Origin of the sequence: Roseateles aquae (assembly GCF_032337115.1) — a bacterium.
GTDB lineage: Bacteria > Pseudomonadota > Gammaproteobacteria > Burkholderiales > Burkholderiaceae_C > Roseateles_C > Roseateles_C aquae.
Map to the genome: position 1 here is coordinate 91,534 of NZ_JAVXZY010000014.1, position 25,124 is coordinate 116,657.

The 25,124-nt window shown below is 65.9% G+C and carries 20 protein-coding genes; 10 read left to right on the top strand and 10 right to left on the bottom strand.

Features of this window, described 5'->3' with window-relative positions; translation table 11 throughout:
* The first annotated feature begins 9 nt into the window (after positions 1 to 9).
* The 7 genes from RQP53_RS23710 to RQP53_RS23740 all read left to right on the top strand — a co-directional run bounded on the left by RQP53_RS23710 (position 10) and on the right by RQP53_RS23740 (position 10,770).
* On the top strand, positions 10 to 1,797 hold the full coding sequence (locus RQP53_RS23710; protein ID WP_315653205.1) for an FAD-dependent oxidoreductase: 1,788 nt from the start codon (positions 10 to 12) through the stop codon (positions 1,795 to 1,797).
* 1 nt (position 1,798) lies between these two features.
* Complete coding sequence (locus tag RQP53_RS23715) at positions 1,799 to 3,652, top strand: 2-oxoacid:acceptor oxidoreductase subunit alpha (protein ID WP_315653206.1); 1,854 nt, start codon at positions 1,799 to 1,801, stop codon at positions 3,650 to 3,652.
* The gene (locus tag RQP53_RS23720; RefSeq protein ID WP_315653207.1) at positions 3,649 to 4,701 is read left to right on the top strand and encodes a 2-oxoacid:ferredoxin oxidoreductase subunit beta; all 1,053 of its coding nucleotides are present in this window, start codon (positions 3,649 to 3,651) and stop codon (positions 4,699 to 4,701) included. The genes RQP53_RS23715 and RQP53_RS23720 overlap by 4 nt, the downstream gene beginning before the upstream one ends.
* A gap of 92 nt (positions 4,702 to 4,793) precedes the next feature.
* Positions 4,794 to 6,905, top strand: coding sequence for a M13 family metallopeptidase (locus RQP53_RS23725; protein WP_315653208.1), 2,112 nt, complete (start codon positions 4,794 to 4,796; stop codon positions 6,903 to 6,905).
* Between the two features lie 50 nt (positions 6,906 to 6,955).
* On the top strand, positions 6,956 to 8,065 hold the full coding sequence (locus RQP53_RS23730) for an ABC transporter substrate-binding protein (RefSeq protein WP_315653209.1): 1,110 nt from the start codon (positions 6,956 to 6,958) through the stop codon (positions 8,063 to 8,065).
* Between the two features lie 473 nt (positions 8,066 to 8,538).
* Entirely contained in the window at positions 8,539 to 10,200 is a 1,662-nt protein-coding gene (locus tag RQP53_RS23735) for a serine hydrolase domain-containing protein (RefSeq protein WP_315653210.1), read from the top strand.
* Positions 10,201 to 10,293: 93 nt separating this feature from the next.
* Positions 10,294 to 10,770 (top strand): Lrp/AsnC family transcriptional regulator, encoded by a 477-nt coding sequence (locus RQP53_RS23740; RefSeq protein WP_315653211.1) that lies wholly within the window; start codon positions 10,294 to 10,296, stop codon positions 10,768 to 10,770.
* Here RQP53_RS23740 and RQP53_RS23745 read toward each other — a convergent pair.
* Entirely contained in the window at positions 10,691 to 11,866 is a 1,176-nt protein-coding gene (locus RQP53_RS23745; protein WP_315653212.1) for a radical SAM protein, read from the bottom strand. The two genes, RQP53_RS23740 and RQP53_RS23745, sit on opposite strands and share 80 nt — an antisense overlap.
* Positions 11,867 to 11,885: 19 nt before the next feature.
* Complete coding sequence (locus RQP53_RS23750; protein ID WP_315653213.1) at positions 11,886 to 12,296, bottom strand: hypothetical protein; 411 nt, start codon at positions 12,294 to 12,296, stop codon at positions 11,886 to 11,888.
* Positions 12,297 to 12,673: 377 nt separating this feature from the next.
* Between RQP53_RS23750 and RQP53_RS23755 the strand changes: the two genes are divergently transcribed.
* A complete protein-coding gene (locus RQP53_RS23755; protein ID WP_315653214.1) occupies positions 12,674 to 12,868 on the top strand; it encodes a hypothetical protein in 195 nt (64 codons plus the stop codon).
* A gap of 130 nt (positions 12,869 to 12,998) precedes the next feature.
* Here the strand turns inward: RQP53_RS23755 and RQP53_RS23760 are convergent, their stop codons facing one another.
* Positions 12,999 to 14,969, bottom strand: coding sequence for an immunoglobulin domain-containing protein (locus RQP53_RS23760; protein WP_315653215.1), 1,971 nt, complete (start codon positions 14,967 to 14,969; stop codon positions 12,999 to 13,001).
* 301 nt (positions 14,970 to 15,270) lie between these two features.
* On the opposite strand from RQP53_RS23760, the gene RQP53_RS23765 reads away from it, so the two are divergent.
* Positions 15,271 to 16,128: a hypothetical protein gene (locus RQP53_RS23765; protein ID WP_315653216.1), complete on the top strand. Its 858-nt coding sequence runs from the start codon at positions 15,271 to 15,273 to the stop codon at positions 16,126 to 16,128.
* 25 nt (positions 16,129 to 16,153) lie between these two features.
* Complete coding sequence (locus RQP53_RS23770; protein WP_315653217.1) at positions 16,154 to 17,341, top strand: helix-turn-helix domain-containing protein; 1,188 nt, start codon at positions 16,154 to 16,156, stop codon at positions 17,339 to 17,341.
* A 36-nt stretch (positions 17,342 to 17,377) separates the two neighbouring features.
* Here RQP53_RS23770 and eutC read toward each other — a convergent pair whose 3' ends face one another.
* The 7 genes from eutC to RQP53_RS23805 form a co-directional block, all read right to left on the bottom strand.
* A complete protein-coding gene (eutC, locus tag RQP53_RS23775) occupies positions 17,378 to 18,205 on the bottom strand; it encodes an ethanolamine ammonia-lyase subunit EutC (RefSeq protein ID WP_315653218.1) in 828 nt (275 codons plus the stop codon).
* Positions 18,202 to 19,572: an ethanolamine ammonia-lyase subunit EutB gene (locus tag RQP53_RS23780; RefSeq protein ID WP_315653219.1), complete on the bottom strand. Its 1,371-nt coding sequence runs from the start codon at positions 19,570 to 19,572 to the stop codon at positions 18,202 to 18,204. The genes eutC and RQP53_RS23780 overlap by 4 nt, the downstream gene beginning before the upstream one ends.
* A 90-nt stretch (positions 19,573 to 19,662) precedes the next feature.
* On the bottom strand, positions 19,663 to 19,926 hold the full coding sequence (locus RQP53_RS23785; protein ID WP_315653220.1) for a hypothetical protein: 264 nt from the start codon (positions 19,924 to 19,926) through the stop codon (positions 19,663 to 19,665).
* Between the two features lie 186 nt (positions 19,927 to 20,112).
* Complete coding sequence (locus RQP53_RS23790) at positions 20,113 to 21,084, bottom strand: DUF5655 domain-containing protein (protein WP_315653221.1); 972 nt, start codon at positions 21,082 to 21,084, stop codon at positions 20,113 to 20,115.
* A 2-nt stretch (positions 21,085 to 21,086) separates the two neighbouring features.
* Positions 21,087 to 21,950, bottom strand: a complete 864-nt coding sequence (locus RQP53_RS23795) for a hypothetical protein (RefSeq protein WP_315653222.1) — start codon at positions 21,948 to 21,950, stop codon at positions 21,087 to 21,089.
* Entirely contained in the window at positions 21,947 to 23,545 is a 1,599-nt protein-coding gene (locus RQP53_RS23800) for an AAA family ATPase (RefSeq protein ID WP_315653223.1), read from the bottom strand. The genes RQP53_RS23795 and RQP53_RS23800 overlap by 4 nt, the downstream gene beginning before the upstream one ends.
* A complete protein-coding gene (locus RQP53_RS23805) occupies positions 23,535 to 25,046 on the bottom strand; it encodes a restriction endonuclease subunit S (protein WP_315653224.1) in 1,512 nt (503 codons plus the stop codon). The genes RQP53_RS23800 and RQP53_RS23805 overlap by 11 nt, the downstream gene beginning before the upstream one ends.
* Between the last annotated feature and the right edge of the window lie 78 nt (positions 25,047 to 25,124).

The following is a 25,124-nucleotide window of genomic DNA, read 5'->3' on the forward strand; positions in this document are numbered from 1 at the left end:
ACGCCCCAGGTGCAACGCAGCGATACCGCCGATCCGGCCTATTTCCACAAGGTTGTTGATTGCCAGTGGGCCTGCCCGGCCCATACCCCCGTCCCCGAATACATCCGCCTGATTGCCCAGGGTCGTTACGACGAGGCCTATATGGTCAACTGGGTGTCCAACGTCTTCCCCGGCGTGCTCGGCCGCACCTGCGACCGGCCCTGCGAGCCGGCCTGCCGGCGCGGCCGCGTCGAGGAGAAGAACGTTGGCGACAAAAAGCCCGAGGCGGTGGCCATCTGCCGCCTGAAGCGGGTGGCGGCCGATCACAAGAGCGAGGAGCTGCGCGCACTGCTGCCCCAGCCGCTGCCGCGCAATGGCCGGCGCGTCGCCTGTGTCGGCGCCGGGCCGGCCTCGCTGACCGTGGCTCGCGACCTGGCGACCCAGGGCTATGCGGTGACGGTGTTCGATGGCGAGGCCAAGGCCGGCGGCTTCATCCGCAGCCAGATTCCGCGCTTTCGCCTGCCCGAGCAGGTGATCGACGAGGAATGCGGCTACATCCTCGGCCTCGGTGTCGAGTTCCGCGCCGGCCAGCGCATCGACTCGATGAAGCAGCTGCTGGCCGAGGGCTTTGATGCCGTCTTCGTCGGCTGCGGCGCGCCGCGTGGCCGCGACCTGGCGCTGCCGGGCCGGAGCGAGGCCGCGGCGCAGATCCGCATCGGCATCGACTGGTTGGCCTCGGTGTCCTTCGGCCATGTGACGAGCGTGCAGCCGCGCGTCATCGTGCTGGGCGGCGGCAATACCGCGATGGACTGCTGCCGCTCGGCGCGCCGGCTCGGCGCCGACAGCGTTACCGTGGCGGTGCGCAGCGGCTATGCGCAGATGAAGGCCTCGCCCTGGGAAAAGGAAGACGCCGAGCACGAGGGCATCCCCATCCTCGACTTCCATGTGCCGTTGGCCTTCGAGCATGACGGCGGTCGGCTCACCGGCATGCGCTTCAAGCGGGCGCAGACCGGTGACGAGATCGTCATTCCCTGCGACGAGGTGCTGATCGCCGTCGGCCAGGAGAATGCCTTTCCCTGGATAGAACGCGATGCGGGTATCGCCTTCAACGAGCACGGCCTGCCGGTGCTCGATGCGCAGAGCTTTCAGTCCAGCCTGCCCCAGGTCTTCTTCGGCGGCGATGCGGCCTTCGGCCCCAAGAACATCATCACCGCCGTGGCCCAGGGCCATGAGGCCGCCGTGTCGATCGACCGCTTCCTGCACGGCGAAGCGCTCACACAGCGGCCGGCGCCGCATGTCAATCTGCTGTCGCAGAAGATGGGCATACACGAATGGAGTTATGACAATGCCGTGGCCCCGGAGCTGCGCCACAAGGTGCCCTGGGCGGCGGCAGAGCGGGCGCTGGCCAGCATCCGTGTCGAGGTTGAGCTGGGCTTTGACGCCGCCACCGCTTTCAAGGAGGCGCAGCGCTGCCTGAACTGCGATGTGCAGACGGTGTTCAGCGACAAGCTCTGCATCGAATGCGATGCCTGTGCCGACATCTGCCCGATGGACAGCATCAGCTTTGTGCCCAATGGCGAGGAGGCCGAGCTGCGCGAACGGCTGCGCGCACCGGCGCTGAACGCCGAGCAGGCGCTCTACGTCAGCGGCGCGCTGAAGACCACGCGGGTGATGGTCAAGGACGAAGACGTCTGCCTGCACTGCGGCCTGTGCGCCGAACGTTGCCCGACCGGCGCCTGGGACATGCAGAAATTCCTGCTGCAGACGACCAAGGCCGGCCCGGGCTGCAGAGACCAGCAGACCAGGAGGGCGACATAGCATGAGCCGAATAGAAGCCGTCAACGACTTCGTCGTCAAGTTCGCCAATGTGAACGGGTCTGGTTCGGCCTCGGCCAACGAGCTGTTCGCCAAGGCGATTCTGCGCATGGGCGTGCCGGTCAGCCCGCGCAATATCTTCCCGAGCAATATCCAGGGCCTGCCGACCTGGTACGAGGTGCGCGTCAGCGAGGCCGGTTGGCTGGGCCGGCGCGGCGGCGTCGACATGATGGTGGCGATGAACCCGCAGACCTGGGACCAGGACCTGAAGGAAATCAGCCCCGGCGGCTATCTGTTCTACGACTCGACCCGGCCGTTGCCCCCCAGCGCCTTTCGCAGCGACATCCATGTGATCGCGATGCCGGTCACGGCGATCTGCAACGCCACCTATGAGGACTCGCGGCAGCGCCAGCTGTTCAAGAACATCATGGTGCTGGGCGCGCTGTCGCAGCTGATGGACATGGACCCGGCCGAGATCGAACGGCTGTTCGCCGAGCAGTACCGCGGCAAGGAGCGGCTGCTGGACTCCAATGTGCGCGCCCTGCATGCCGGCCGCGAGTTTGCTCGCGATCATTTGCAGCCGCCGCAGGGCGAGGGCCTGGGCCTGAAGGTGCGGCGGGCCGATCGCATCGGCGAGCGCATCTTTGTCGATGGCAATAGCGCGGCGGCGCTGGGCTGCGTTTATGGCGGCGCCACCGTCTGCGCCTGGTATCCGATCACGCCCTCGTCCTCGGTGGCCGAGGCCTTCGAGAAATACTGTGCCAAGTACCGCGTCGATCCGGCCACGGGACAAAAACGTTATGCCATCGTCCAGGCCGAGGACGAGATCGCCTCCATCGGCATGATCACCGGCGCCGGCTGGAACGGCGCGCGTGCCTTCACCGCCACCTCGGGGCCGGGCGTCTCGCTGATGACCGAGTTCCTCGGCCTGGCCTATTTCGCCGAGATCCCGCTGACCATCATCGATGTGCAGCGCGGCGGTCCGTCCACCGGCATGCCCACGCGCACCCAGCAGGCCGATCTGCTGTCCAGCGCCTATGCCTCGCATGGCGACACCAAGCATGTGCTGCTGCTGCCCGAGGACCCGAAGGAATGCTTCGAGCACGCGGCCGCGGCGCTGGACCTGGCCGACCGGCTGCAGACCCCCGTCTTTGTGCTGACCGATCTGGACATCGGCATGAACCAGCGCCTGTGCGAGCCGCTGCAGTGGGACGACAGCCGCCGCTACGACCGCGGCAAGGTGATGACGGCCGAGGAGCTCGAAGCCGGCCGCGACTTCGGTCGCTACAAGGATGTGGACGGTGATGGCATTCCCTGGCGCACGCTGCCCGGCACCCATCCGAGCAAGGGCGCCTACTTCACCCGTGGCACCACCCGCGATGCCTATGCGCGCTACTCGGAGGCCGGCGCCGACTACCTCTACAACGTCGAGCGCCTGCTGAAGAAATTCGCCACCGCGGCGACGCTGGTGCCGCAGCCGCTGCTGCAGCCGGCGGCGCAGAAGACGCGGCTGGGCGTGATCTATTTCGGTTCGACCTCACCGGCCATGGCTGAGGCGCTGGCGGCGCTGGCCGAGGCCGGCATCCACCTCGATGCGTTGCGCCTGCGCGCCTTCCCCTTCCCGGACAGCGTGCGCGAGTTCTGCGCCGCGCATGACCAGGTCTTCGTCGTCGAGCAGAACCGCGATGCGCAGATGCGCACGTTGCTGATCAACGAGCTGGAGCTGGCGCCGGCGCGGCTGACCAAGCTGCTGCATTTCGATGGCACGCCGATCACCGCGCGCTTCATCACCCAGGCCATCACCCAGCATGTGCACCAGCTGGCCACGCTACCCAGAGAAGAGGGCACCCGCGCATGACCTATATCGCCAAGCCCCGGCTGCACCATCCCAGCCTGCAGAAGAACGCGGTCGGCTACACGCGGCGCGATTACGAGGGCAAGGTCTCCACCCTGTGTGCCGGCTGCGGACACGATTCGGTGTCGGCCGCCATCGTGCAGGCCTGCTGGCAGCTCGATATCGAGCCGCACCGCGTTGCCAAGCTCAGCGGCATCGGTTGTTCCAGCAAAACGCCGGACTACTTCCTTGGCGCCAGCCATGGTTTCAACACCGTGCATGGCCGCATGCCTAGCGTGCTGACCGGCGCCAATCTGGCCAATCGCGAGCTGCTCTACCTGGGCATCTCCGGCGATGGCGATTCGGCCTCCATCGGCCTGGGCCAGTTCGCCCATGCGATGCGGCGCGGCGTGCGCATGGTCTATATCGTCGAGAACAACGGCGTCTACGGCCTGACCAAGGGGCAATTCAGCGCCACCGCCGACCGCGGCTCGGTGGCCAAGAAGGGCGCGGTCAACCACGATGCGGCGATCGATCTGGTCGGCCTGGCGCTGCAGCTGGGCGCGACTTACGTGGCGCGCGGTTTCAGCGGCGACAAGACCCAGCTGGTGCCGCTGATCGAAGGCGCCATCCGCCATGGTGGCGCCGCCTTCATCGATGTGATCAGCCCCTGCGTCGCGTTCAACAACCATGCCGGCAGCACGCGCAGCTACGACCATGTGCGCGAGCACAACGAGGCGCTGAACCGGATCGACTTCATCGATCTGGCCGCCGAGCAGACCGCCCCCGCCGATGCCGCGCTGATCGAAGTGCCGCAGCACGACGGCAGCACCCTGCGCCTGCGCCGCCTGCACGCCGGCTACGACCCGACCGACCGGCTGGCAGCGATGAACCAGCTGCAGACGCTGCAGGCCGCCGGCGAGATCCCGACCGGGCTGCTCTATCTGGACCCAGCCGCCAGCGATCTGCACCAGGCGCTCAACACCGTCGCCGCGCCGCTGAACCGGCTGGCCGAGGCCGAGCTCTGCCCGGGCAGCGCGCTGCTGGCCAAGCTCAACGCCCAGCTGCGCTGAAGCGGCTGTCTGCAGGGGCAGGACCCATGTCATTTGGGCGCGAGCCCACGCTGAGCCAGAATGCGCGTTTCGCATTCAACGAAGCCAAGACCATGTCCCTCCTGCGCCCCGCATCGAGCCAGCCGCTGCTGGCTTCCCTGGCCCTGTTCTGCAGCCTGGCCTGGCCCACGGCCCAAGCCGCCGAGCCGGCACCGTCGGCCGCCAAGGAAGGCCCGCTGGCGGCGCTGCCCTACACGCCGGCGCTGGACCTGCCCTCGATGGACCGCACGGTCGACCCCTGCGAAGACTTCTACCAGTTCGCCTGCGGCGGCTGGATGACCAACAACCCGGTGCCGGACGATCAGTCGCGCTGGTCGGTCTACGCCAAGATGGCCAATGAAAACCAGCGCTATCTGTGGGGCACGCTGGAGCGCCTGGCTGGTGAGCGCAAGGCCGGTGCGGCCCTGAACGCCAACCAGGCCAAGATGGCCGATTACTGGGGCGCCTGCATGAACGAGGAGGCCGCCAATGCCGCCGGCCTCGCGCCGCTGCAGCCGCTGCTGGCGCAGATCCAGGGCCTGAGCAGCAAGAAGCAGCTGCCGGTGCTGATCGCCGCGCTGCACCTGCAGCTGGGCAATGAGCGCGTGCTGTTCGGCTTCGGCGCCAACCAGGATTTCGCCAACGCGAACCAGGTGATCGCCTTCGCGATGGCCGGCGGCATCAGCCTGCCGGACCGCGATATGTACCTGAAGGGCGACGAGAAGTCGGTGCAGCTGCGCCAGCAGTACGAGCGCCACATCGCCCGTGTCTTCGAGGTACTGGGCGACAGGCCCGAGGCGGCCGCGGCGGCCGCCAAGCTGGTGCTGGCCACCGAGACCGGCCTGGCCCAGCAAATGCTCAGCCGTGTCGACAAGCGCGACCCCTACAAGACCTTCCACAAGATGAACGCCCGCGGCCTGCAGGCGCTGACCCCCGGCTTCGACTGGGCCGCCTACCGCCAGGCGCTGGCCGTGCCGGCCAAGCTGAACACCTACAACGTCACCGAGCCGGCCTTCTTCAAGGCGCTGGACAAGCGCCTGCAGCAGATGAGTCTGGACGAGATCAAGACCTATCTGCGCTGGCAGGCCGCCAGCAGCATGGCGCCCTATCTGAACAACGAGCTGGTGCAGCTGAACTTCGACTTCTTCGGCCAGGCGCTTAACGGCGTGCCGCAGCTGAAGGCGCGCTGGAAGCGCTGCGTCGAGCTGGTTGACGCGCAGCTGGGCGAGGCGCTGGGTCAGGAGTTCGTGGCCAAGAACTTCAGCCCCGAGTTGAAAAAAGCCACCCAGCAGATGACCACCGAGATCGAGCAGGCGATGGCCGACAGCGTCAAGCATCTGCCCTGGATGAGCGAGGCGACCAAGGCGCGCGCGATGCAGAAGCTGCACAGCATCGTCAACAAGATCGGCTACCCGGACCAGTGGCGCGACTACAGCGCCTTCGCCGTCAAAGCCGGCGATTTTGTCGGTAATGTGCAGCGCGGCAATGCCTTCGAGGCACGCCGCCAACTGGCCAAGATCGGCAAGCCGCTGGACCGCGGCGAATGGGGCATGACGCCGCAGACCGTCAACGCCTACTACAGCGCGCAGATGAACGATATGAACTTCCCGGCCGCCGTGCTGCAGCCGCCGCTGTTCGATGCCAGCATCGACATCGCGCCCAGCTATGGCAACACCGGCGGCACGATCGGCCATGAGTTGATCCACGGCTTCGACGACGAGGGCCGCCAGTTCGATGCCAAGGGCAATCTGAAGGACTGGTGGACCAAGAAGGACGCCAAGGCTTTTGAGCAACGCGCCGCCTGCGTGGTTGACCAGTACGCCCAGTACACCATCGTTGACGACATCAAGATCAACAGCAAGCTGACGCTGGGCGAGGACCTGGCCGACCTCGGCGGCATGGTGCTGGCGCTGGCCGCCTGGCGCAAGCACACCGAAACGATGAAGCTGGAGCCGCGCGACGGCTTCACGCCCGAGCAGCGCTTCTTCATCGGCTTCGCGCAATGGGACTGCAACACCGCCCGCCCCGAGGCGCTGCGTGTGCAGGCGCTGACCAACCCGCACTCGCCGGGCCGCTACCGCATCAATGGCGTGGCCGTGAACATGCCCGAGTTCGCAAAGGCCTTTGCCTGCAAGCCGGGGCAGAAGATGGTCAAGCCGGACGCCGAGCGTTGCAAGGTCTGGTAAGCGGCCTGGTGCTTGCGCTTGTCGCTCAGACCTGAAAGACTGCAGCCACGATGCGCAACACCCTGAGTCGCCGCCAAGCCGCGGCGCTGCTGCTGGCCTGGCCGGCGCTGAGCCACGCGGCGTCAGCGGAATTGCGCATTGGTGCCTCGGCCGCGCTGAGTGGGCCGGCGGCGGCGCTGGGCGCCCGCTTCCATGCCGGGGTCAGGGCTTGCCTGGCGCAGCAGAACCACCAGGGTGGCATCCATGGCCGGCCCCTGCGCCTGCTGCTGCTGGACGATGGCTATGAACCCAGCCGCGCCGAGGCCAATACCCGGCAGCTGATCGAAGACGGTGACGTGCTGGCGCTGTTCGGCTATGTCGGCACGCCCACCAGCAAGGCCGCCCTGCCCTTTGTGCGGCGGGCGCAGATTCCCTTTGTCGGCGCCTTCACCGGCGCGGCCCTGCTGCGTGAGCCCGGCGAGACCCTGGTCTTCAATCTACGCGCCGGCTACGAGGAAGAAACTGATGCGCTGGCCCGGGCGATGCAGGCGGCCGGGGTGCGCACGCTGGACGTGCTGATGCAGGCCGATCTGTTTGGCCGTGTCGGCCTGGAGGCCATGCGCGCGGCGGCCGGCAGCCAAGGCATACAGCTGCGCCACAGCGCCATGGTCAAGCGCAACAGTGCCGATGTCAGCGTAGCGCTGGCCAGCCTGCTGCGCCAAGCCGAGCCAGCCGATGCCATCTTCATGGCCACCCCCTATGCGCCGGCGGCGGCCTTCATGCTGCAGGCCCGCAAGCAGGGCTTTCGTGGCGGCTTCTATGCCCTGTCCTTCACCGGGCTGGAGCCGCTGATGGACGCGCTGGGCCACAAGCTCAGCGGGCTCAGTGTGGCCCAGGTCGTGCCCGATGCCAGCGATGCCACGCTGCCGGTGGTGGCGGCCTATCAGCAGGCCATGCGCGACAGTGGCGAGCGCCAGTTCGACTCAATCAGTCTCGAAGGCTATCTGGCCACCCGGCTGCTGATCGAAGGCCTGCAGCGCGCCCAGGTGCCGCTCAGCCGCGCCAGCCTGGCCCAGGCCCTGCGCACGCTGGGCCATCTGGACTTCGGCGGCTTCACGCTCGATTACCGCCCCGGTGCGCTGCAAGGCTCGCATTTCGTGGCGGTGCGGGCGCTGCGCTGAGTGGCTGCCTGACGCCGGGGTCAGGTCTTGCCAAGCGTCTGCTCCTTGCTGCGGGGCGCCACAAAGCCAAAGCCCCAGCGCACTTGTGGTGGCTGGGGCTTGTCGGGCTGCTCGGGCGGGCCTGGATGGGCTGTCGCGCTGACCGGCTCTTGGCCGGCGGGGCTGGTGTTTGCTTGACTCCAGTGTAGAAAGCCGGGTTGAGCAGAAAATTGCGAAGATGGCATGAGATTAAGATTATTTGGCAAAAAATTGCGCAAGACGGCGATGAATTGAATTTATGGGCCGATGAATAAGGCCTGGGCGCCATGGCTGTGCTCAAACTGCGCCCGCTTGGCCAGCCCATCCTGAGCCTCCGGCGGCGCATTTCGTCGCAGCGCGCTTGGGCGCATGGGGCTGAGCCGGAACACTGCGGCTGCCCGGGCTGTCTTGCCGGCGCTTCACTGCAATCAGCTCCACATTCCAAGGCCCCAGCCATGAAAAAAAAGTCCACCCGCCCCTTCCGCCTTGCGGCCGTCGCCAGCCTGTTGGTCTGCGCGTCCGCGATGGCAGTGCCAACCCTGCCGCTGGACAGCCCGGCCATCGACCAGGTCTTCAAGGCATTCACTGCCGAGACGCCTGGCTGCGCGCTGGGCCTGTACCAGGAAGGCAAGCTGCTCTACGCCAAGGGCTATGGCCTGGCGGATCTGAACCATCAGGTGCCGATCAGGCCGGACACCGTGTTCGACATCGGCTCGACCTCCAAGCAGTTCACCGCGCTGGCGGTGTTGATGCTGCAGGCCGAGGGCAAGCTCAGCCTGCAGGACGAGGTGAGCAAGCATCTGCCCGAGCTGAAGGGCCTGAAGCCGGCGATCACGCTGGAGCAGATGCTGCACCACACGGCCGGCCTGCGCGACTACAACGAGCTGCTGATGCTGGCCGGCCATTTTGGTGAAGACGTCACCACCGCCGACGATGCGCTGCAAAGGCTGGCGGCTCAGCGCGGCCTGAACTTCACACCCGGCGCGCGCTTCAGCTACAGCAACAGCGGCTACTTCCTGGCGGCACTGATCGTCGAGCGCGTCAGCGGTCAGAGTCTGGACGCCTTTCTTCAGGCCCGGGTGTTTCAGCCCTTAGGCATGAAGGCCACCCATGTGCGCAGCGATCACAACCAGGTCGTCGCCCACCGCGCCAGCGCCTACAGCCCGACCGAGCACGGCTTTGCCATCGACATGTCCAACTGGGACCAGGTCGGCGACGGTGCGGTGCAGACCACGGTGCAAGACCTGGCCCTGTGGGACGGCGAGCTGGCCCGGCCGCGGGTGGTTGACGCCAAGCTCTTGCAGGCGATGCAGCAGCCCGGTCGGCTCAACGATGGCCAGGCCACTCAATATGGCCTTGGCCTGGGGGTGGACAACTACCGCGGCCTGCCGCGCATTCAGCACTCCGGCGCCTGGGGCGGCTACCGCGCGATGTTCATGCGCTTCCCCGCGCAGCAGCTGGGCCTGGCGCTGACCTGCAATGCGGGGCAGGCCAATCCGCTGGCCCTGTCGCAGCAGGTCGTCGATATCGTGCTGGCCGATCAGCTCGCCAAGCCGGCTGAGCTCAAGCGGCCCGCGGTGGCGGACGCAGCGCCGGCCGGTTTCGAGCCGCAACGTTTCGAAGGCGTCTTCTTCGATGCCGAGAACAGCCAGCTCTTGAAGATCAAGCGCGGCGGCGACGGGCAGCTGAAGCTGCAGCGCGGGGGCAGCGGCGGGGTGCTGATGGCGCTGTCGGCGCAGGCCGTGCAGACCAAGACCGGCATCACCACACTGACGCTGTCCGATGACGCTCAGTCGCTCAGCGTCCAGCGCCGGGACGAAGCGGCGCCACGCCCGTTCAAGCGCCTGCCGGCGTATCAGCCCCAGGCCGCCGATCTGGCGGCGCTGGTCGGCCACTACCGCAGCGCGGAGCTGGACACGCAGTGGCAGATCCGCTTGCAGGGTCAGGAGTTGCAGATGAAGGCGCGCAACGGCCAATCGTCGCTGACGCTGCAGGGGCGCGATCTCATCGAGGGCGAGAACGCGGTGCTGACGCTGCGCCGCGATGCTAAGGGCGCACTGCAGGGCTTCGTCTACGACAGTGATCGCAGCCGCGGCATCGTGTTCGAGCGTCGCTGATGGCGATGCCGGGGGGCTGGTGGCTGACAATGCGGGCTCCGCCGCTCGCCTGAGCGCTGTCGCACAGCCCCTAGCTTCAGCCCCTCCCTGCCCATGGAACTCGACCGCATCGACCGCCAGATTCTCGACGTCCTGCAGCAGGACGGCCGCATCGCCAACCAGGATCTGGCCGATCGCGTCGGGCTTTCGCCCTCGCCCTGCCTGCGCCGCGTGCGCGGGCTGGAGGAGGCTGGGCTGATTGCCGGCTACCGGGCGCTGCTCGATGCCAAGAAGCTCGGCCTGAGCCTGATGGCTTTGGTGCACATCTCGATGGACCAGCACACGCCCGAGCGCTTTGCGAATTTCGAGGCCTCGGTGCGGGTGCTGCCCGAGGTGCTGGAATGCCTGCTGATTACCGGCCAGGCGGCCGACTACCAGCTGAAGATCGTGGTCCGCGATATGGACCATTTCCAAAGCCTGCTGCTGGGCAAGCTGACGCGCATTCAGGGTGTTACCGGGGTGCACTCCAGTTTTGTGCTCCAGCATGTGCTGAGCCGAACGGCGCTGCCGCTGGACGCGGCACAAGCCTGAGGGGCTGGGGCCGCGGCGCTTCGATGCGCTGGGCCAGTGCTGCCACCTCGTCGTACCAGTAGGCAGCCGGCTGTTCGCTGCTCGTCAGCGCGGCCCAGGTGTCGGCGCAGGCTTGCACCAGGCCCGCCGGGGCGGGGCCGGCGAGCCAGCGGGCCGCCAGGGCCAGCAGGCCCTGTTCATGCAAGGAGCCGAGCCAGAGCGAGCGGGGCAGCTCATGCGTCAGCGGCAGCACCTGGCCATCGGCCTGCAGCACCAGCACAGGCGCCAGTGTGCTCAGCGTGGGGCCGGGCGGCTCGGCCGGCCAGGCCGGTACCAGCCGCTCGCGGTAGGCGCGCAGCTGGCGCTGGCTGAGCGCATCGACATGCACCTGCACGCCATGGCTGGCGCTCAGGGCTATGGCCAGGCGCTGCGCCTCGATCAGCGCGGCCAGCAACTCCATCGCATCAGGCCGGGCATCGGCCAGCGTCTGCGTGGCGCGGCCGTGCAGCGTCAGTGGGTGCACCTGCACGCTGTCGGCGCCGGCCTCGGCGGCCAGCTGGACCACGTCTTCCAGCTCGTCGATGTTGTACTGCGTCAGCGTGAAGATGAAGCCGAACGGCGTGCCGCTGGCGCGTGGCAGGGCCAGCTTGTTCAGGGTCTTGTCCAGCGCGCCGGGCTGACCGCGCAGCCGGTCGTGGCTGGCGGCGCGGCCGTCCACCGAGATGGCCAGCCGGCTCAGCCAGGGTGCCAGCGGCTCCCAGCGTGCCGGCGTGAGCAGCAGGCCGTTGCTGGTGACGCTGGTCAGCATCCCCAGCCGGCGCGCCTGGCGCAGCAGCAGCGGCAGCGCCTCGTACAGCAGCGGCTCGCCGCCAGACAGCGCCAGCTGCCCGTAGCCCAGTGCGGCGGCATCGTCCAACGCCCCCTGCATCAGCGGCAGCGGCAGCGTCTCGGCCACCTGCGGGCCGGAGCTGGTGTAGCAATGGGCGCAGGCGAGGTTGCAGCGCCGTGTCGGGTGCAGCTGCACGATGGGGGCCACGCCGGTGGGGCTGGCATGGCTGGCCGGCTGACGCAGAACGTCTGTCGCGGGCAGAAGCTGGCGCAAGGGCGTGGCCATCATGATGCTGGGCTCGCCGGGTTCAGCCGCCGAAGCCGTTGATCCCACCGCCCTGGCCGAGGCGGCCGGGCAGGTTCTCGATCTCGGCCGGTTGCACGACATGGCCGAAGTCCAGTTGCATGCGCAGCACGTCGGGGAAGGGGATGCCGTCGATCAGGATGCGCGGCGGCTTGACCTCACCGCCGTGAACCCGGTGCCACTTCAGCCAGAACAGCAGGTCGTTGCCGCACATCGGCACGTCGTCGCCGCTGTAGGCCAGGCCCAGGCGCATGCCGGTGGCGTTGGCGCCGCCATAGACGGTGGCGGTTTCCACCTTGGCCGGCGAGCGGTCCAGCGCGACGGCGATCTCCTTGACCGATTCCTCGCTCAGCGTGCGTGCCTTCCAGGCGGCCAGCAGCTTTTCAGAACCGCGTTGCTTGTTGTCTGTTCCCATGATCGAGCTCCCTGTGACTAGCGTTGAAGGATGCGTCCGCAGCGATCGCGCGGGGTGGCCAGTCAACTGTGGGCGCTGTGGGTGGTGCGCGCACACCAAGAGCTAGGGGGACGGCGCTCAAGGCGCGGTTCAAGCTAGGGGTGGTCTGCCTCAGTCGGCGTGGGCCATGGGGCAAATCCCCCGGTCGGCCGGGCTCAGGCCTGGGGCATTTGCCCCGCCCGCCTGGATCTGCCCCAGCGTCCGCCCCCTTCAATCATCGCTAAGTGATTGATCGATATGGAAATGCCGGGCTGGCACGCGATTCGCATAGAGAGTGTGCGCGTCGCTCATCCCGGGTGGCGCCAGCTTCCTCCCCGCATCCACAAGGAGTACCTGCCATGAACACCACTTCCCTGATCGCCCGCGCCGTCCGTGGTCTGAGCCTGCTGGCCCTGGTTGCACCGATGGCCTTTGCCCCTGGTGTCGCCGCCGCCCGTGAAGGCGCCGGCAGCATCGGCCATGGCATCAAGTGCTACAACTGGTTCAACCCGGTGACGCAGCAATGGCAGCGCGTTTGCTACAAGGGCGTCTGAGCTTCTGAGCCGCTGTTCGCGCGCTGCCACTCACCCCGCCTGCGCGGGCGCCTGGGCGCAGGCAAAGCGGGGGTGCTTGTCGCCAAGCACCCCCGCCGCATGCGCTCTCCTCCTCGCTTATCTATTCGATCTATTTGGGGAAGACGTAGCTCAGCGTGTAGCTGCCCGAACCCGAGTAGGACTTGAGCAGCACGTAGTAGTTGCCGGCCGTGCCCCGGTAGCTGATGGACTCGGTGGACGTCGGGCCCTCTGACTTGGCCACCACGCTCCAGCCGCTGCCGCTCTGCTTGTAGAGATAGATGTCGTAGTCAGCCGTGCTCGGGCCGCTGAGCTTCAACGTGAAGGTGCCGCTGGCGCTGCTCGTGTAGTAGCCGGGCGCGCTGCTGGGGAAGCGAGCCGAGCTGCCGGCGCCGGCAAGGCTGCCCGTCCAGCTGCCGCTACCGCCGCCACCGGCCGCCGTGACGGTGATGGTGGCCAGCGCCGACTTGCTGCTGTCGGCCTGGCTGGTCGCCTTCACGTGGTAGGTGCCTGCCGTGGCCGGGGCGGTGTAGACGCCGCTGCTGCTGACGCTGCCGCCGCCGGCTTCCTGCACGCTCCAGCTGACGGCCGTGTTGCTGCTGCCGCTGACGCTGGCGCTGAAGGTCTGCGTACCGCCGGCCTGCAGGCTGACGCTGGCCGGCGTGACGCTGATCGTCACCGCCGCCGGGTTGACCACCAGCGTGGCCGTGGCGCTGAGCACCGAGCCGGCCGCATTGCTGACCTGCACGCTGTAGGCGCCGGCATCGCCGGGCTGCACCGCCGGGATCGAGTAGCTGGTCGCATTGGCCGCGCCGGGAATGGCACTGCCGTTCTTGCGCCACTGGTAGGCCAGATTGGTACCGCTGGCTTGCACCGCGAAGCTGACCGCCTGGCCGATGCTGGCCGTCACGCTGGCCGGCTGGCTGCTGATCTGCGGCGCGCCGCTGCTGGCGCCGCCCATGCAGGCGTCACCGGGCTGGCGGGGGAACTTGTAGCCGCTGAACTCTTCGAGGATGGCCAGGTTTTCCGGCGCATAGACGCGGGCCTTCAGCGCCGCCACCTTGCTGCTGCCCAGCTTGGCCGCATGGGGCTCGGACTGCTGGATGAAGTAAGCGGTGCGCAGGAACTCGATCAGCACGAACTTGCGCCAGGCGGCGTCGCTCTTGAGCTTGTTGAAGTAGCCGACGTGATTGGCCTTGGCGGTGCGCAGATAGAGCTGCAGATAGCTCAGATTGGTCAGCGCGATATCGCGTGAGTTGCTGGCGCCGATGCCGTCGATGTACTCGGCCACTGCCAGCGCGGCCGGCAGGCCCATCAGGCCGGCGTTCATCTCGGCGGTGATGCCCTGCATGTGATAGTCGCCCTGCGCAGCATCCTTCAGGTAGATGTCGTCCATGCTGGACGAGGCATCGTCCTTGATCAGCGCCAGGATCTCCTTGCGCGGGAAGCCGCCGTCGCTGTCGTACAGCGGCAGCTGCAGCACCTGGTAGCTGTCGTCGATCCAGGCCGCGGTATAGCTGTTCCATTGGGTGCGGCTGCCGGCCAGGTCCCACATATGGGTTTCCTCATGGATGGCCACCATCAGCGACTCGGCCAGCTTGTTGAAGCTGCTGGTGTCGACAAAGCCCTTGAAGTACTGGTCATTGGCCTGCGCCTGGGCCAGCGCCTTGCCACTGGGCCAGCGCCGGCCGTAGACGCCGGTGATCGTGGCCAGCCAGTTGTTGGCGTTGAAGGACGACTTCAGATCGCTGACGTCGGCATTCAGCGCCAACGGCTCGGCGTAGCAGAAAGTGCCCTTGTCGATATCGCCCACCGGCAGCACCGTGGCGGCCAGCGGCGTGCTGGCCGCCTGGGCATGGCGCAGCGGCGTGGCCGCGGCGCTCAGCGTGGCCTGCGGCGCCGGTGTGGCGTCTGTGCCGCCGCCGCCGCCGCAGCCGCCCAGCAGGGAGGCGAGGCCGAGGCTGATGCCCAGGCTCAAGGCGCTCAGTCCGGTCCGCGCCGCGCGAGCGGCACGGGTGAAGGGGGCCGCAGCCGCGGCGCCGGGTAGCGCAGGCGTGGCGGGTTTGGAAAGCAGGGATTGCATCGTGTGACCTTCCTGGCCGGCCGCTGCGCTTGCCTTGTGAGTGCGCGCCGCAGCCCGTGCCGCAAGTGGGTTGTGACTTGGGAGCGCAGATGGTCGATCCAGCGGGCCTGTGCCGGCTTGTATGGAAATCCGCCAATTTGTGCGAATAGCGACGATTCAGCCTCAGGGTGAACCCGCGCCGCGGGCCGCTGGCTTGTCATCTTCGAACGCAGATGACACGCCGCCGCCCCGCGCCGCCGAGCATGGCGGCGCCGCTGCAAGGCCGCGGCCTCGCCTGACACTCTTCACGAAAGACCTCACGATGAACGCACCGTCCTTCCTGTTTCCCGCCGCCGGCCGCCTGGCCAGCGCCCTGCTCGCCAGCTGCATGGGCGCCACGCTGCTGATGGCCTGCGCCGCCCAGGCCGATCCCGCGCCGCAGGCCCTGCAGCTGCACGAGGCGCTGGCCCGCCACGAACTGGTGGGCCTGGACCTGAATCTGCAGATCGAGAAAACCAGCCCGGTCAACGGCCAGCCCAGCCAGGGCGTGATCGTCAAGCGCTACCTGCCGCGCGGCCAGTGGAGCTCGCAGGGCGCCGGCGGCCCGGGCCACCGTGTCGCCAGCGGCAGCTACCAGATGCGCCATCTGGGCGGCAAGCGCATCGAGGAACGCTCGCTGGAAACCGGCAGCCAGACGCCCTCGATCACCATCTACAGCTTCGACACTGCCGACAGTGGCACATGGGTGCAGACCACCGGCACCTTGCAGCTCAGCGGCCATTTCAGCAGCACACCGAGCCAGCCCAAGCCCGAGCAGGTGCTGGCCCCGGTCACGAACGCCGGTCTGCATGTGGCGCTGATCATCAAGAGCGCCGTGGCACCCCAGCTGCCGCCGGGCGTCTACCCCACGGCCGGCCTGGTGCTGCAAAGCTATGCGACCGATGGCACGCTCATCTTCCAGGGCTTCGGGCCGGGCAATATCAACTCCAAGGGCACCTACGTCTACAAGCGCCTGTCGGCCAACACCGCCGTTGAGGAAACCCGCCAGATCAGCGATTTCTTCGACGAGCCCTATACGATGGTCTACACCTTCAAGACGCCCACCTCCGGCACCTGGTACCAGAGCTTTTCCAATGGCCTGATCCGTTTCTCCGGTACCTTCGACACCTTCCCGCGCTGAACCACCAGCTCCGCCTCGCCCCGCCATGCCGCTTGCCTTAGAAGTCCAGAAAGCCTGCTACCTGTTCTCCTTCAGCCTGGGCTGCTGGACGCTGCTGACCCTGCTGCTGGGCCGGCGGGGCGAGCGCGGCGGGCGCTGGGCGATGGCGGCTTTTGTGGCCCTGCTGCTGCTGCCACCGCTCAATGCTTATGTGAGCCTGGCCCGCAGCGGCGAGCCGCTGGCGGCGCTGCAGGCGCTCAGCATCCGGCTGACCTGGGCCTATGGCCCGCTGCTGCTGCTGTGCCTGCGTCAGGCGCTGTGCCAGCCGCTGCCACGCGTGCCTGCGCTGCTGCCGCATGCGCTGCCGCTGGCGCTTGTGTGGGCCGCCACGCTGGCCGGGCTTGATCAGCTGCTGGCCAGCCCGGGGCTGCTGCTGGCGCTCATCCTTCAGGTGATGGCCTATGCCACGGCCGGCCTGCTGCTGCTGCGCCGCCATCGCGGCCGCCTGCAAAGGCTGCGCCTGGCGCACCGCAACAGCAGCTACTACTGGCTGCTCTTTCTGGCCAGCGGCCTGTTCGCCGCCGGCGCCTACGACCTGCTGATCCACGCCTTGGCCCGCCTTGGCCAGCTGCCGCCGCAGGCGCTGCTGCAAGCCGCCGCCAGCGCCCTGGCGCTCTACGTGGATGTGATTGCGCTCTTGGCCGTCTACCAGCCGGCCTGGCTGACGCTCGGTGACGAGGTCGAGCCGGTTCCATCGCCGGAGCCGCAGGCCGTGACACTCGAGGAAGTGCCCACAGCAACGCCCACAGAAGTGCCAGCAGAAACACCCGAGTCGCGCCCCAACGTGCGCATCGTTGAACTCTCGCCCCAGGCGGCGCGCGAACTCGCCGAACGGCTTCAGCAGCTGGTGCACGAGCACAAACCGCATCTGGACGAAGACATGTCCCTGGCCCGCCTGGCCGCGCTGCTGGACGTGACGCCGCACCAGCTCTCCGAGCTGCTCAATCTGCACCTGGGCAGCAGCTTCTACGACTACCTGAACGAGCTGCGCTTTCAGGACGCCCGCCAGCTGCTCGAACAAGAGGGGCGCGGCGCAGGCGAGACGCTCACGGTGGCCGATATCGCCTACCGCGCCGGCTTCAACAACCGCAACAGCTTCTACAAGGTGTTCAAGGACAAGACCGGCCTGACCCCGGCCGAGTACCGCCGCACGGCGGCGAGAAAGAGCGCCTGAGGAGTTCGGCGCCTTGGCCCGCTGATCAGCCGCTGATCAACCCGTCAGCAGCCGCATCAAGGCCGCCGGCTCGGCGGGGGCCAGCGCGCGTTCGTCCTGCTCGTCCTTCAGCGCCACGCCGCTGAGCTGTCGGCGTCTGGCCTCGCGCAGCAGCGCATGCAGCTTGGCGGCCGCAGCGGGCGGTGGCAAGCCTTCGGGACGCACATTCGAGATGCAATTGCGCTCGGCATCAACGAGGCCCACGCGCGGCGCCCAGCTGAAGTAGATGCCCAGGCTGTCCGGCGCCGAGAGGCCCGGCCGCTCGCCAATCAGCACCACCACGCAGCGGGCCTTCAGCCGCGCGCCGATCTCGTCACCAATCGCCACGCGGGCCTGGACGGCCAGCACCGGCGGCGCCCAGTGCCAGCCGCCCTCGGCCAGCAGCCGCTCGCGCAGCGCGGCAAACAAGGGCAGGGCCTGGCGTTGCAGCGCCAGCGCCGACAGGCCGTCGGCCAGCACAAAGGCGAGGTCCGGGGCATCGTCGGTCTGTGGTGCGGCCTGTGCGTCCAGCAACGCGGCGCTGGCGGCATCGAGCGCGCGGCCGAGATCGGGGCGCTGCAGATAACGGGCACGATGATCGGCCTGGCTGTGCACCTGCAGCGGCGCTTCGCCGAGGGCGCGCAGGCCGGCCAGCAAGGCCTCGGCGTCCAGCGGCGTGTGCACGGCATCGCGGGCCTCGGCATGGGCCTGCTGAAAGGCGAGGTGCGCAGTGGTGGGCACGCTGGCGCCGGCACGGCCCAGGCCGATGCGGGCGGCGGTGTAACGGCCGAGGCGGGCCCAGGGCTGCGCGGTGACAGAGGGTTTGGGTGCAGGCTTGGCGCTCATGCCCGCTCCAGCAGCGCGGCAAAGCCGGCCGGCAGCGCCTCGGCCAGGCGCGGCGCGCCACCGGGTTCGAACACGCCCATGCGCTGCAGCCAGGCCTCGAACTCCGGCGCCGGCCGCAGGCCGAGCAGGCGGCGCATCGCCAGCGCGTCGTGAAAGCTGGTGCTCTGGTAGCCGAGCATGATGTCGTCCGAGCCGGGCACGCCCATGATGTAGTTGCAGCCGGCGGCGCAGAGCATCGTCAGCAGGGCGTCGACATCGTCGACATCGGCCTCGGCATGGTTGGTGAAGCACACATCCACGCCCATCGGCAGGCCCAGCAGCTTGCCGCAGCAATGGTCTTCCAGCCCGGCGCGCAGGATCTGCTTGCCGTCGAACAGATACTCCGGCCCGATGAAGCCAACCACGCTGTTGACCAAGAGCGGCTCGAAGCGCCGCGCCACCGCATAGGCGCGGCATTCCAGCGTCTGCTGATCGCAGCCCGCGTGCGTGCCGCTGGACAGCGCGCTGCCCTGGCCGGTTTCAAAGTACATCACCTGGCGCCCGCCGCGCTGCAGCGCCAGCGCCGCCGCCTGTGCCTCGGCCAGCAGCTCCAGCGTGATGCCGAAGCCGCGGTTGGCGCCCTCTGTGCCGGCGATGGACTGAAACACCAGGTCCACCGGCGCGCCGCGATCAATGGCCTCCAGCGTCGTCGTCACATGGGTCAGCACGCAGCTCTGCGTGGGGATCTGGTGGCGGCTGATCACCGCATCCAGCATCAGCAGCAGGCGCATCACCTGGGGCAGGTTGTCGGTGGCCGGGTTGATGCCGATGACGGCATCGCCGGCGCCCATCAGCAGCCCGTCCAGCAGGCTGGCGGCGATGCCGGCCTCGTCGTCGGTCGGGTGATTCGGCTGCAGCCGCGTGGCCAGCCGCCCGCGCAGGCCCAGCGTCGAGCGAAAGCGGCTGACGACCTCGCAGCGCTGCGCGATCAGCAGCAGATCTTGCGCACGGCACAGCTTGCTCAGCGCGGCCACCATTTCGGGCGTTAGCCCTGGCGCGATGGCCGCGGTGTCCAGCGCCTCGGCCAGCAGCGCATCGCGCAGGCCGCCCACGGTGAGGTGCGCAATCGGCGCAAAGGCCGCGGCATCGTGGCTGTCGATGATCAGCCGCGTGACCTCGTCGCTCTCGTAAGGCACGACGGCCTCGTTCAGAAACGCCTTCAGCGGCAGATCGGCCAGCGCCAGCTGCGCCGCCACCCGCTCCCGCGCATCGGCCGCCGCCACGCCGGCCAGCTCATCGCCCGAGCGCCGCGGGCTCGCCTTGGCCAGCAAGCTGCGCAGGTCCGCAAAGTGAAAGCGCTCAGCGCCAAGACGGTGGACATAGGCCATGGCGCGAGTATGCGACGGCGTGAGGGCGGCAGCATGACGGGCCTGTGACGAATCCTGGCAGCTTGCGGCGCGCTGGCCTTTCGCAGCACGCTACTCAGCCGGCTTCGCCGCCACCCCCTGCTGCACCCACAGCCTTATCCGCGCCACCGTGGCCTCCACCGGCTCCTCGCGCGACACCGCCAGCCCCAGCGCCGCCGCGATCTGGTTGACCTTGGCCGGATGCAGGGGAATGCCGCCGGCGTCGATGGCGGCGAGGAGGGCGTTGGCTTGGGCGAGGGCCGGGGTGGCCGGCGCGGCTGGGGTCGAGGCCGCTGCGCGTTGGGCGGCGAGGCGGCGCAGGGGGGAGGGTTTCATGTGGAGGCGGGTTGCAGTCGCAATGTGATGGCAAGCCCTTGTCAGCAAAGGACTTCTTCGAGTTTTCCGGATTGGCGTGTGATAAAGCCTGAACCTGAAGACGAAGGATGCAGCGTCGGCCTCGATATGGCCAGCATGAGGCATTTGCCGGCCCTGATCAAAGAACTTCTCAGCCCAAGCGAGAGATCACGGTGCAATAGCCCCTGCCTGTGATCGCCCCTCATAGGCCTCTGCAATAAAGGGCTTGGCAGCTTCGAGGTCGGCAAGCGAAGCAAGGGACACCTCCACATCGCCGGTGCCCCAGTGACCCTTTTGCGAGACGTCCTTCGCAATCGGCAGCAGCTTGGTCACGGTGGCGGGATCGAGGTGCAGGTAGAGCAGCAAGCGGCTGCGCTGCGGCACCAGGGTGGCGAAGTTCTTCAGCCGCTTGAAGGCCACATAGAGGCGCAGTTCCTTGCGCTGCACATCGTCGCCCAGCGACAAGGTGTAGTCCTCCAGCGAAGCGAGCAGATCGCTGAGCGCCAATGGCAAGCTGGCAACGATTTCGGAATATGGCTTGTCAGGCCCCACCGTTTTTTCAGCGGGTGTTTCGTTTGCCCCCTTGGCCGGCTTGCTGGCCTTGTGAGCGCTCGCGCCACTCTTCGACGCAGACGCCGAGGACGCGTTGGCCAGCTCGAACAACAGCAGATCGTCGCCAAAGCGGCGATAGCGGATCAGCTCGATATTGCGGTTGATCTGCTGCACCGCATGGCCGTCGTACTTGGTGAAGTCCGCCGCTATGCACACCAGGCGCGGCGCGCTCCAGTCGATGGCATCGGCCGCCGCCTTGCCAAACTTCTCCAGCACCAGCAGCTTGAACTCGGCCTGGTGGTCCATCAGCCAGTCCAGGTAGAACAGGCCCTGGTTGATGACGTTCTCGCCCACCGAGCGCTTGTATTCCAGGATCACCGGGCAGTGGTTCTCGTCCAGGCCCAGCGTGTCGATACGCCCGCCATGTGTTGGCCCGGTGGAGTACTCGGTGGCCAGGAAGCGGATGCCGAGCACCACGTCCAGGTTGGCCTCGATCAGCGTCTGCAGCGGCTTCTCCAGATCGGAGGCCTCGCCTTGCAGCTCGGTGGCGCGGCCGGATTGGAGGCGGAAGAGTTTGATGTCGCTCATGGTCAAACCTCCTCCGCTTGCATTGCAAGATGCGCGAGCTCATCCCGTCGAGCGAACTCTTTTAGTCCATTGGCAATCAAGAAACAGCGAACGGCTGCTGCAAATTCGCCGGAAGGTGACGCCATTGCCAGTAGTAGCGCGCGAGCTTGCTCAGCGTTTCTGATGTCCCTTTCGGTACGCTGCCCTTTGGGCAATTTTTGTACATCTTTGTACTGAATTAATGCCCGACGACATTTGTTCAATGTACTGGCCCTTGCCTTATTCAGCTTGGTCTGTCGCAACCCAAGTTGAATGATTGCTTGCTCCACGAGGTTTTGCGTCGTCTCGTCCAGATCCGGGTCGGGTACCACATTGCCGTCATCGTTGAACCACAATTTATAGGGATCTTCAGGGTCACAAGGGTCTAGCAATACTGGTGACTCCGAAGCCGTATCCCTATGCTGCCGTGTTGCCCTCTTTTCGGGCTCGACCAAAGGGAACCAATCACCTTTCCCCACAGTTTCTTCGGAATGCTCTTTATTGGTCCTGTTGCACAGCTGCCCGGCGAGTCTAAAGTTATCTCGCTTAAAGGCCAGCCAACAGTAGCCTTCTGCGAAAGTCTTACTCGCCTGCTTTGCACGCCCATGCGGTCTGAAATGGTCGACTTCGTATCGGGATACTCGTTCACTAGCCTCGGAGTACCAGCACTTCTCATGGGACATAGACCCTAGATATTTGCGGAGAGGGCTCCAAGCTTCGCAGTTCTTTTCAATGAAGGCTTTACGCTCTTTTTCGTCAGAAATCGCCTCTAGCTCCGCATCAACCTTGGCGAGAGCATCCCTAACTTCGTTGGGTACTAGGTCCCAGTTCCTACGGATGTAAATCATTTTTGCGAAATCAGTTGCGCAATTATTTGTTTAACCATTTCATCTCGCGCGCGAAGCTGCCGAGGTGTGCGTGGAGTGGTATCTCGCATTTCAACGTCATCCACCTCTCGCAGAACGGCGCGGTATAGCGCGTCTCGCTCTTCGTACATGAATCCGAGCTCACGAAGTTGCTCATTGATTCGCTCCAGCGCCTGTGCTTGCCCCTCATCCAGCTCGGCAAACCGGGCCAATTTATTTCTTGCAATGATGAGTTCTTGTGTGGGCTGATCTAGGGGTGAATACATGCCGAAAATATCGGTGAGCACCCCGCCAATACCAAGTCCGCGAGGGTCGACGAAAGGTTCCTCGGCCACAGTAACTTCTGATCCCTCCTCGCTGAAAAGTACACGCACCTCGCTCTTGGTGAGTCCACAAATTGTTAAGGGATTGTGCGAAGAAAGAACGATATGGCAGTTCGTCGCATCCGCGGCGTTGCCCGTCCACCTCTCGATCAGCCTCAAATAGCTGAGTTGCCAGTGCGGGTTGAGATGAGTGTCTGGTTCGTCCAGCAAAAACAGCACTCGCTTGCCCCGTGAAACGCGCAGCAAGCCCATCACCATCAGTAGCTGCCGCTCGCCATCCGAGAGGTCCGAATACTCGATATCTCCGCTGGCATCGTTCTCCCGAGTGACCCAGATATTCAAGTTGCGAATCAGGTCGGAGACATCCAAGGCCTCCAGGGCGTAGAACATGTCCGCGTCATCGCTGAATGCTTCTCGCAAGCGCTGGATGACCGACTGATCTCGCAGGAACGTCGCGAACTGGGCCTCGTCTTTTAGCTTGTCGCGGTAGTCGTCAACGGCGTTGCCGTTCAGACCAAATGGATGAAAGGCTATGGACTGAAGTAGCCGGGCAGCGCGCCCCGCCGGGCCTTCTGCCCCCCAGAAGTCCTGAGCGTCTTCAAGCTTTTTGCTGCGCCCTCCCTTGGCATACCAAGGCTCGCGGAACAAAGTCAGCGCCGAATGAAAACCCGTGACACGAACGATTTCCTTGAGCAGCATGTCCGCGTCTTGGTCTGGAAACGCGAACTGTGCCAACAATGCCATCACGCCATGCACGTGGCGGCAGTAAAACAGTCGGCGAGCCAGCAGTGCCTGGTAACAGGCCTCCTCATCGTTGTTGCGTGCAATTGCCTTGTAGTAGTTGGCCTGGTGCTTATCGAACACCCGCTCCAGACGCCGCCCACTGCCGGAGTAGTAACCCAGGATCAGGTCAGGGAACCACTCCGACTTGTTCCGCTCGAACTCGGCGCGGGAGACTGCCTTGCCGTCCACCACGAAGGGGGCTTCGCCAGCCATATTGCTCAACACCACCTGCGTGAGTTCGCCGGGCTTAGCCTTACGCGCTTGAATTCGGTATGTCACGCGATAGTGGAATCGCAGCGAGGCGCTTCGCAAGTCCACATGACTGAAAACCAGGGCGAGCGCCTCGATCAGATTGGACTTGCCGGCCCCGTTCTGTCCGATCAACACGGTGGTCAGCCGCGTTTCGTCAAAGTCGAGGTCCAGTTGCTTCAGATTCTTGAAGCCATCGATGTAAACGCGATCAAGCCGCATGGCGGGCGGGCTCCAGCAATGGGTCGGCGTCTTTCACATGGCCCTCGGCAATTTCCCAGGCCAGCTGCTTGTAGAAGTCGGCCACCGGCAGTTCGGAGGCTTCGTACAAGGTCTTGGCATCTACCGGCTGGCCCAGGCGGCGCAGGTGGCCGGCGAGATAGGGCTGGCCTTTCACGTCTTCGTCTTGGCGGCTTTTGTTGGGCATGGCTTGGCTGGGGAATGACGTGGACGGGAGCGCACGCTCGGCGCGCGGGGCACGGGCTTTGCGCGCTTTGGGGGCGGCACTGGCTTGATTGCGCTCCTCAGCGAGGCGAGCAAGCAGGGCGCTGGCGGGTTCGTCGTTGGGGTCTTGAGGGAGAAGATCTCCGCGGAAGGCCTTGGCCAGACTTTGGGGGGCTAGACGATTTGCCAGGGATTTCGCAGCTAAGTAGCGAACTTCAATTCGGTCTGCGATACCGAACAAGGTTTCGACGCATCGAACTATTTCCTTCTGCTCTTCAGGTGAAGGGAGCGAAATGGGCAACGCCTCCAACATCGTCTTGTTGATCGAGGCTAGATTTGTCGTTTGCTTTCCGGATCGAATGAAGTAATCGAGCCCTCTGGAATTGCCCCACCAGCTGATGAACTTGGGCTCGTTCCGAGGATCAAGCAGCCGCGCCCGAAAAACGTGGTTTTGGAACGTGCAACGAGTGATCTGCCCCTCCCAAATCCAACCGCGGCCCAGCTTGTCCAAATCGCCACCCTCGTTGAACAAGATGTCTCCGGGCTGAAGCAAGAGGCTTTCCAGCTTGGCTTTCGGCACCCTGATCGTCTTTATTTCAGCTAAGTCCAAATAACCTCGCTGAACGTTCGCCACGCGAAGATAGGGCACCTCTTCGTCTGCAACCGACTGCTTCTTGGAATCCTTCGTTACGCCACCGATCACTTGAGCGATGTCGCGCAATGAGACCGGAGTCCAAGGTTCGCTGCAGTTAACCTCCCGCCAATCAGCCGTCAGGTTACCCAGCGTTGCAGCATCCAGCACCGCCTGCCGAAACCGCTTGAGCAGCCCCGGGATGGCATCAAGGTGATCGTTGCAGGCCTTGATGCGGGCCAGCAAGGTGTCGAGGTGGTCGGCAATGCGGGTTTGTTCTGCCGGTGGCGCGATTAGCAACTCAAGCGCTCCAAGCGCCTTCAAATAGATGCCCTTTTGGGCGGTCCCCTTTGCAGTATCCAGAAAATGCTGCTGTACGTTCGGAGACGCCAATGCATACGCAAGGTAGCGTGTCGAAACGCCTTGCATAGGCCGCAGGACAGCGACACTGCGTTGGAGTGCGAACGGCGGCGCGTCTTTGGGCACCACTGCCACACGACCGATCGTGCCAACGATTGTGAGCAAGAGATCGTTGGCCTCTACCTGAGTTCGTTTGTTCTCCAGATCAAAGTCCGCTTGCGATATGAATCGGTAGTTGTCGAAGTGGATCAGTCCGTTGTTGATATTTCGTGCACTCAGCATCGGCATGCCTGCCTCTACGGCAGGCGGGGGGTTGTGCGAGCCATCTACGATTCGTTTGCACAGACTCGACAAAGTCGCTTGCGC

Bases quoted from the DNA above. Each gene is read 5' to 3' on its own strand.
- RQP53_RS23755 (WP_315653214.1), top strand. From the start codon at position 12,674: ATGAACACCACTTCCCTGATCGCCCGCGCCGTCCGTGGTCTGAGCCTG.
- RQP53_RS23740 (WP_315653211.1), top strand. From the start codon at position 10,294: ATGGAACTCGACCGCATCGACCGCCAGATTCTCGACGTCCTGCAGCAG.
- RQP53_RS23725 (WP_315653208.1), top strand. From the start codon at position 4,794: ATGTCCCTCCTGCGCCCCGCATCGAGCCAGCCGCTGCTGGCTTCCCTG.
- RQP53_RS23780 (WP_315653219.1), bottom strand. From the start codon at position 19,572: ATGGCCTATGTCCACCGTCTTGGCGCTGAGCGCTTTCACTTTGCGGAC.
- RQP53_RS23785 (WP_315653220.1), bottom strand. From the start codon at position 19,926: ATGAAACCCTCCCCCCTGCGCCGCCTCGCCGCCCAACGCGCAGCGGCC.
- RQP53_RS23720 (WP_315653207.1), top strand. From the start codon at position 3,649: ATGACCTATATCGCCAAGCCCCGGCTGCACCATCCCAGCCTGCAGAAG.
- RQP53_RS23795 (WP_315653222.1), bottom strand. From the start codon at position 21,950: ATGATTTACATCCGTAGGAACTGGGACCTAGTACCCAACGAAGTTAGG.
- RQP53_RS23770 (WP_315653217.1), top strand. From the start codon at position 16,154: ATGCCGCTTGCCTTAGAAGTCCAGAAAGCCTGCTACCTGTTCTCCTTC.
- RQP53_RS23805 (WP_315653224.1), bottom strand. From the start codon at position 25,046: ATGCCGATGCTGAGTGCACGAAATATCAACAACGGACTGATCCACTTC.
- RQP53_RS23745 (WP_315653212.1), bottom strand. From the start codon at position 11,866: ATGATGGCCACGCCCTTGCGCCAGCTTCTGCCCGCGACAGACGTTCTG.
- RQP53_RS23735 (WP_315653210.1), top strand. From the start codon at position 8,539: ATGAAAAAAAAGTCCACCCGCCCCTTCCGCCTTGCGGCCGTCGCCAGC.
- RQP53_RS23800 (WP_315653223.1), bottom strand. From the start codon at position 23,545: ATGCGGCTTGATCGCGTTTACATCGATGGCTTCAAGAATCTGAAGCAA.
- RQP53_RS23750 (WP_315653213.1), bottom strand. From the start codon at position 12,296: ATGGGAACAGACAACAAGCAACGCGGTTCTGAAAAGCTGCTGGCCGCC.
- RQP53_RS23760 (WP_315653215.1), bottom strand. From the start codon at position 14,969: ATGCAATCCCTGCTTTCCAAACCCGCCACGCCTGCGCTACCCGGCGCC.
- RQP53_RS23790 (WP_315653221.1), bottom strand. From the start codon at position 21,084: ATGAGCGACATCAAACTCTTCCGCCTCCAATCCGGCCGCGCCACCGAG.
- RQP53_RS23730 (WP_315653209.1), top strand. From the start codon at position 6,956: ATGCGCAACACCCTGAGTCGCCGCCAAGCCGCGGCGCTGCTGCTGGCC.
- RQP53_RS23765 (WP_315653216.1), top strand. From the start codon at position 15,271: ATGAACGCACCGTCCTTCCTGTTTCCCGCCGCCGGCCGCCTGGCCAGC.
- eutC (WP_315653218.1), bottom strand. From the start codon at position 18,205: ATGAGCGCCAAGCCTGCACCCAAACCCTCTGTCACCGCGCAGCCCTGG.
- RQP53_RS23715 (WP_315653206.1), top strand. From the start codon at position 1,799: ATGAGCCGAATAGAAGCCGTCAACGACTTCGTCGTCAAGTTCGCCAAT.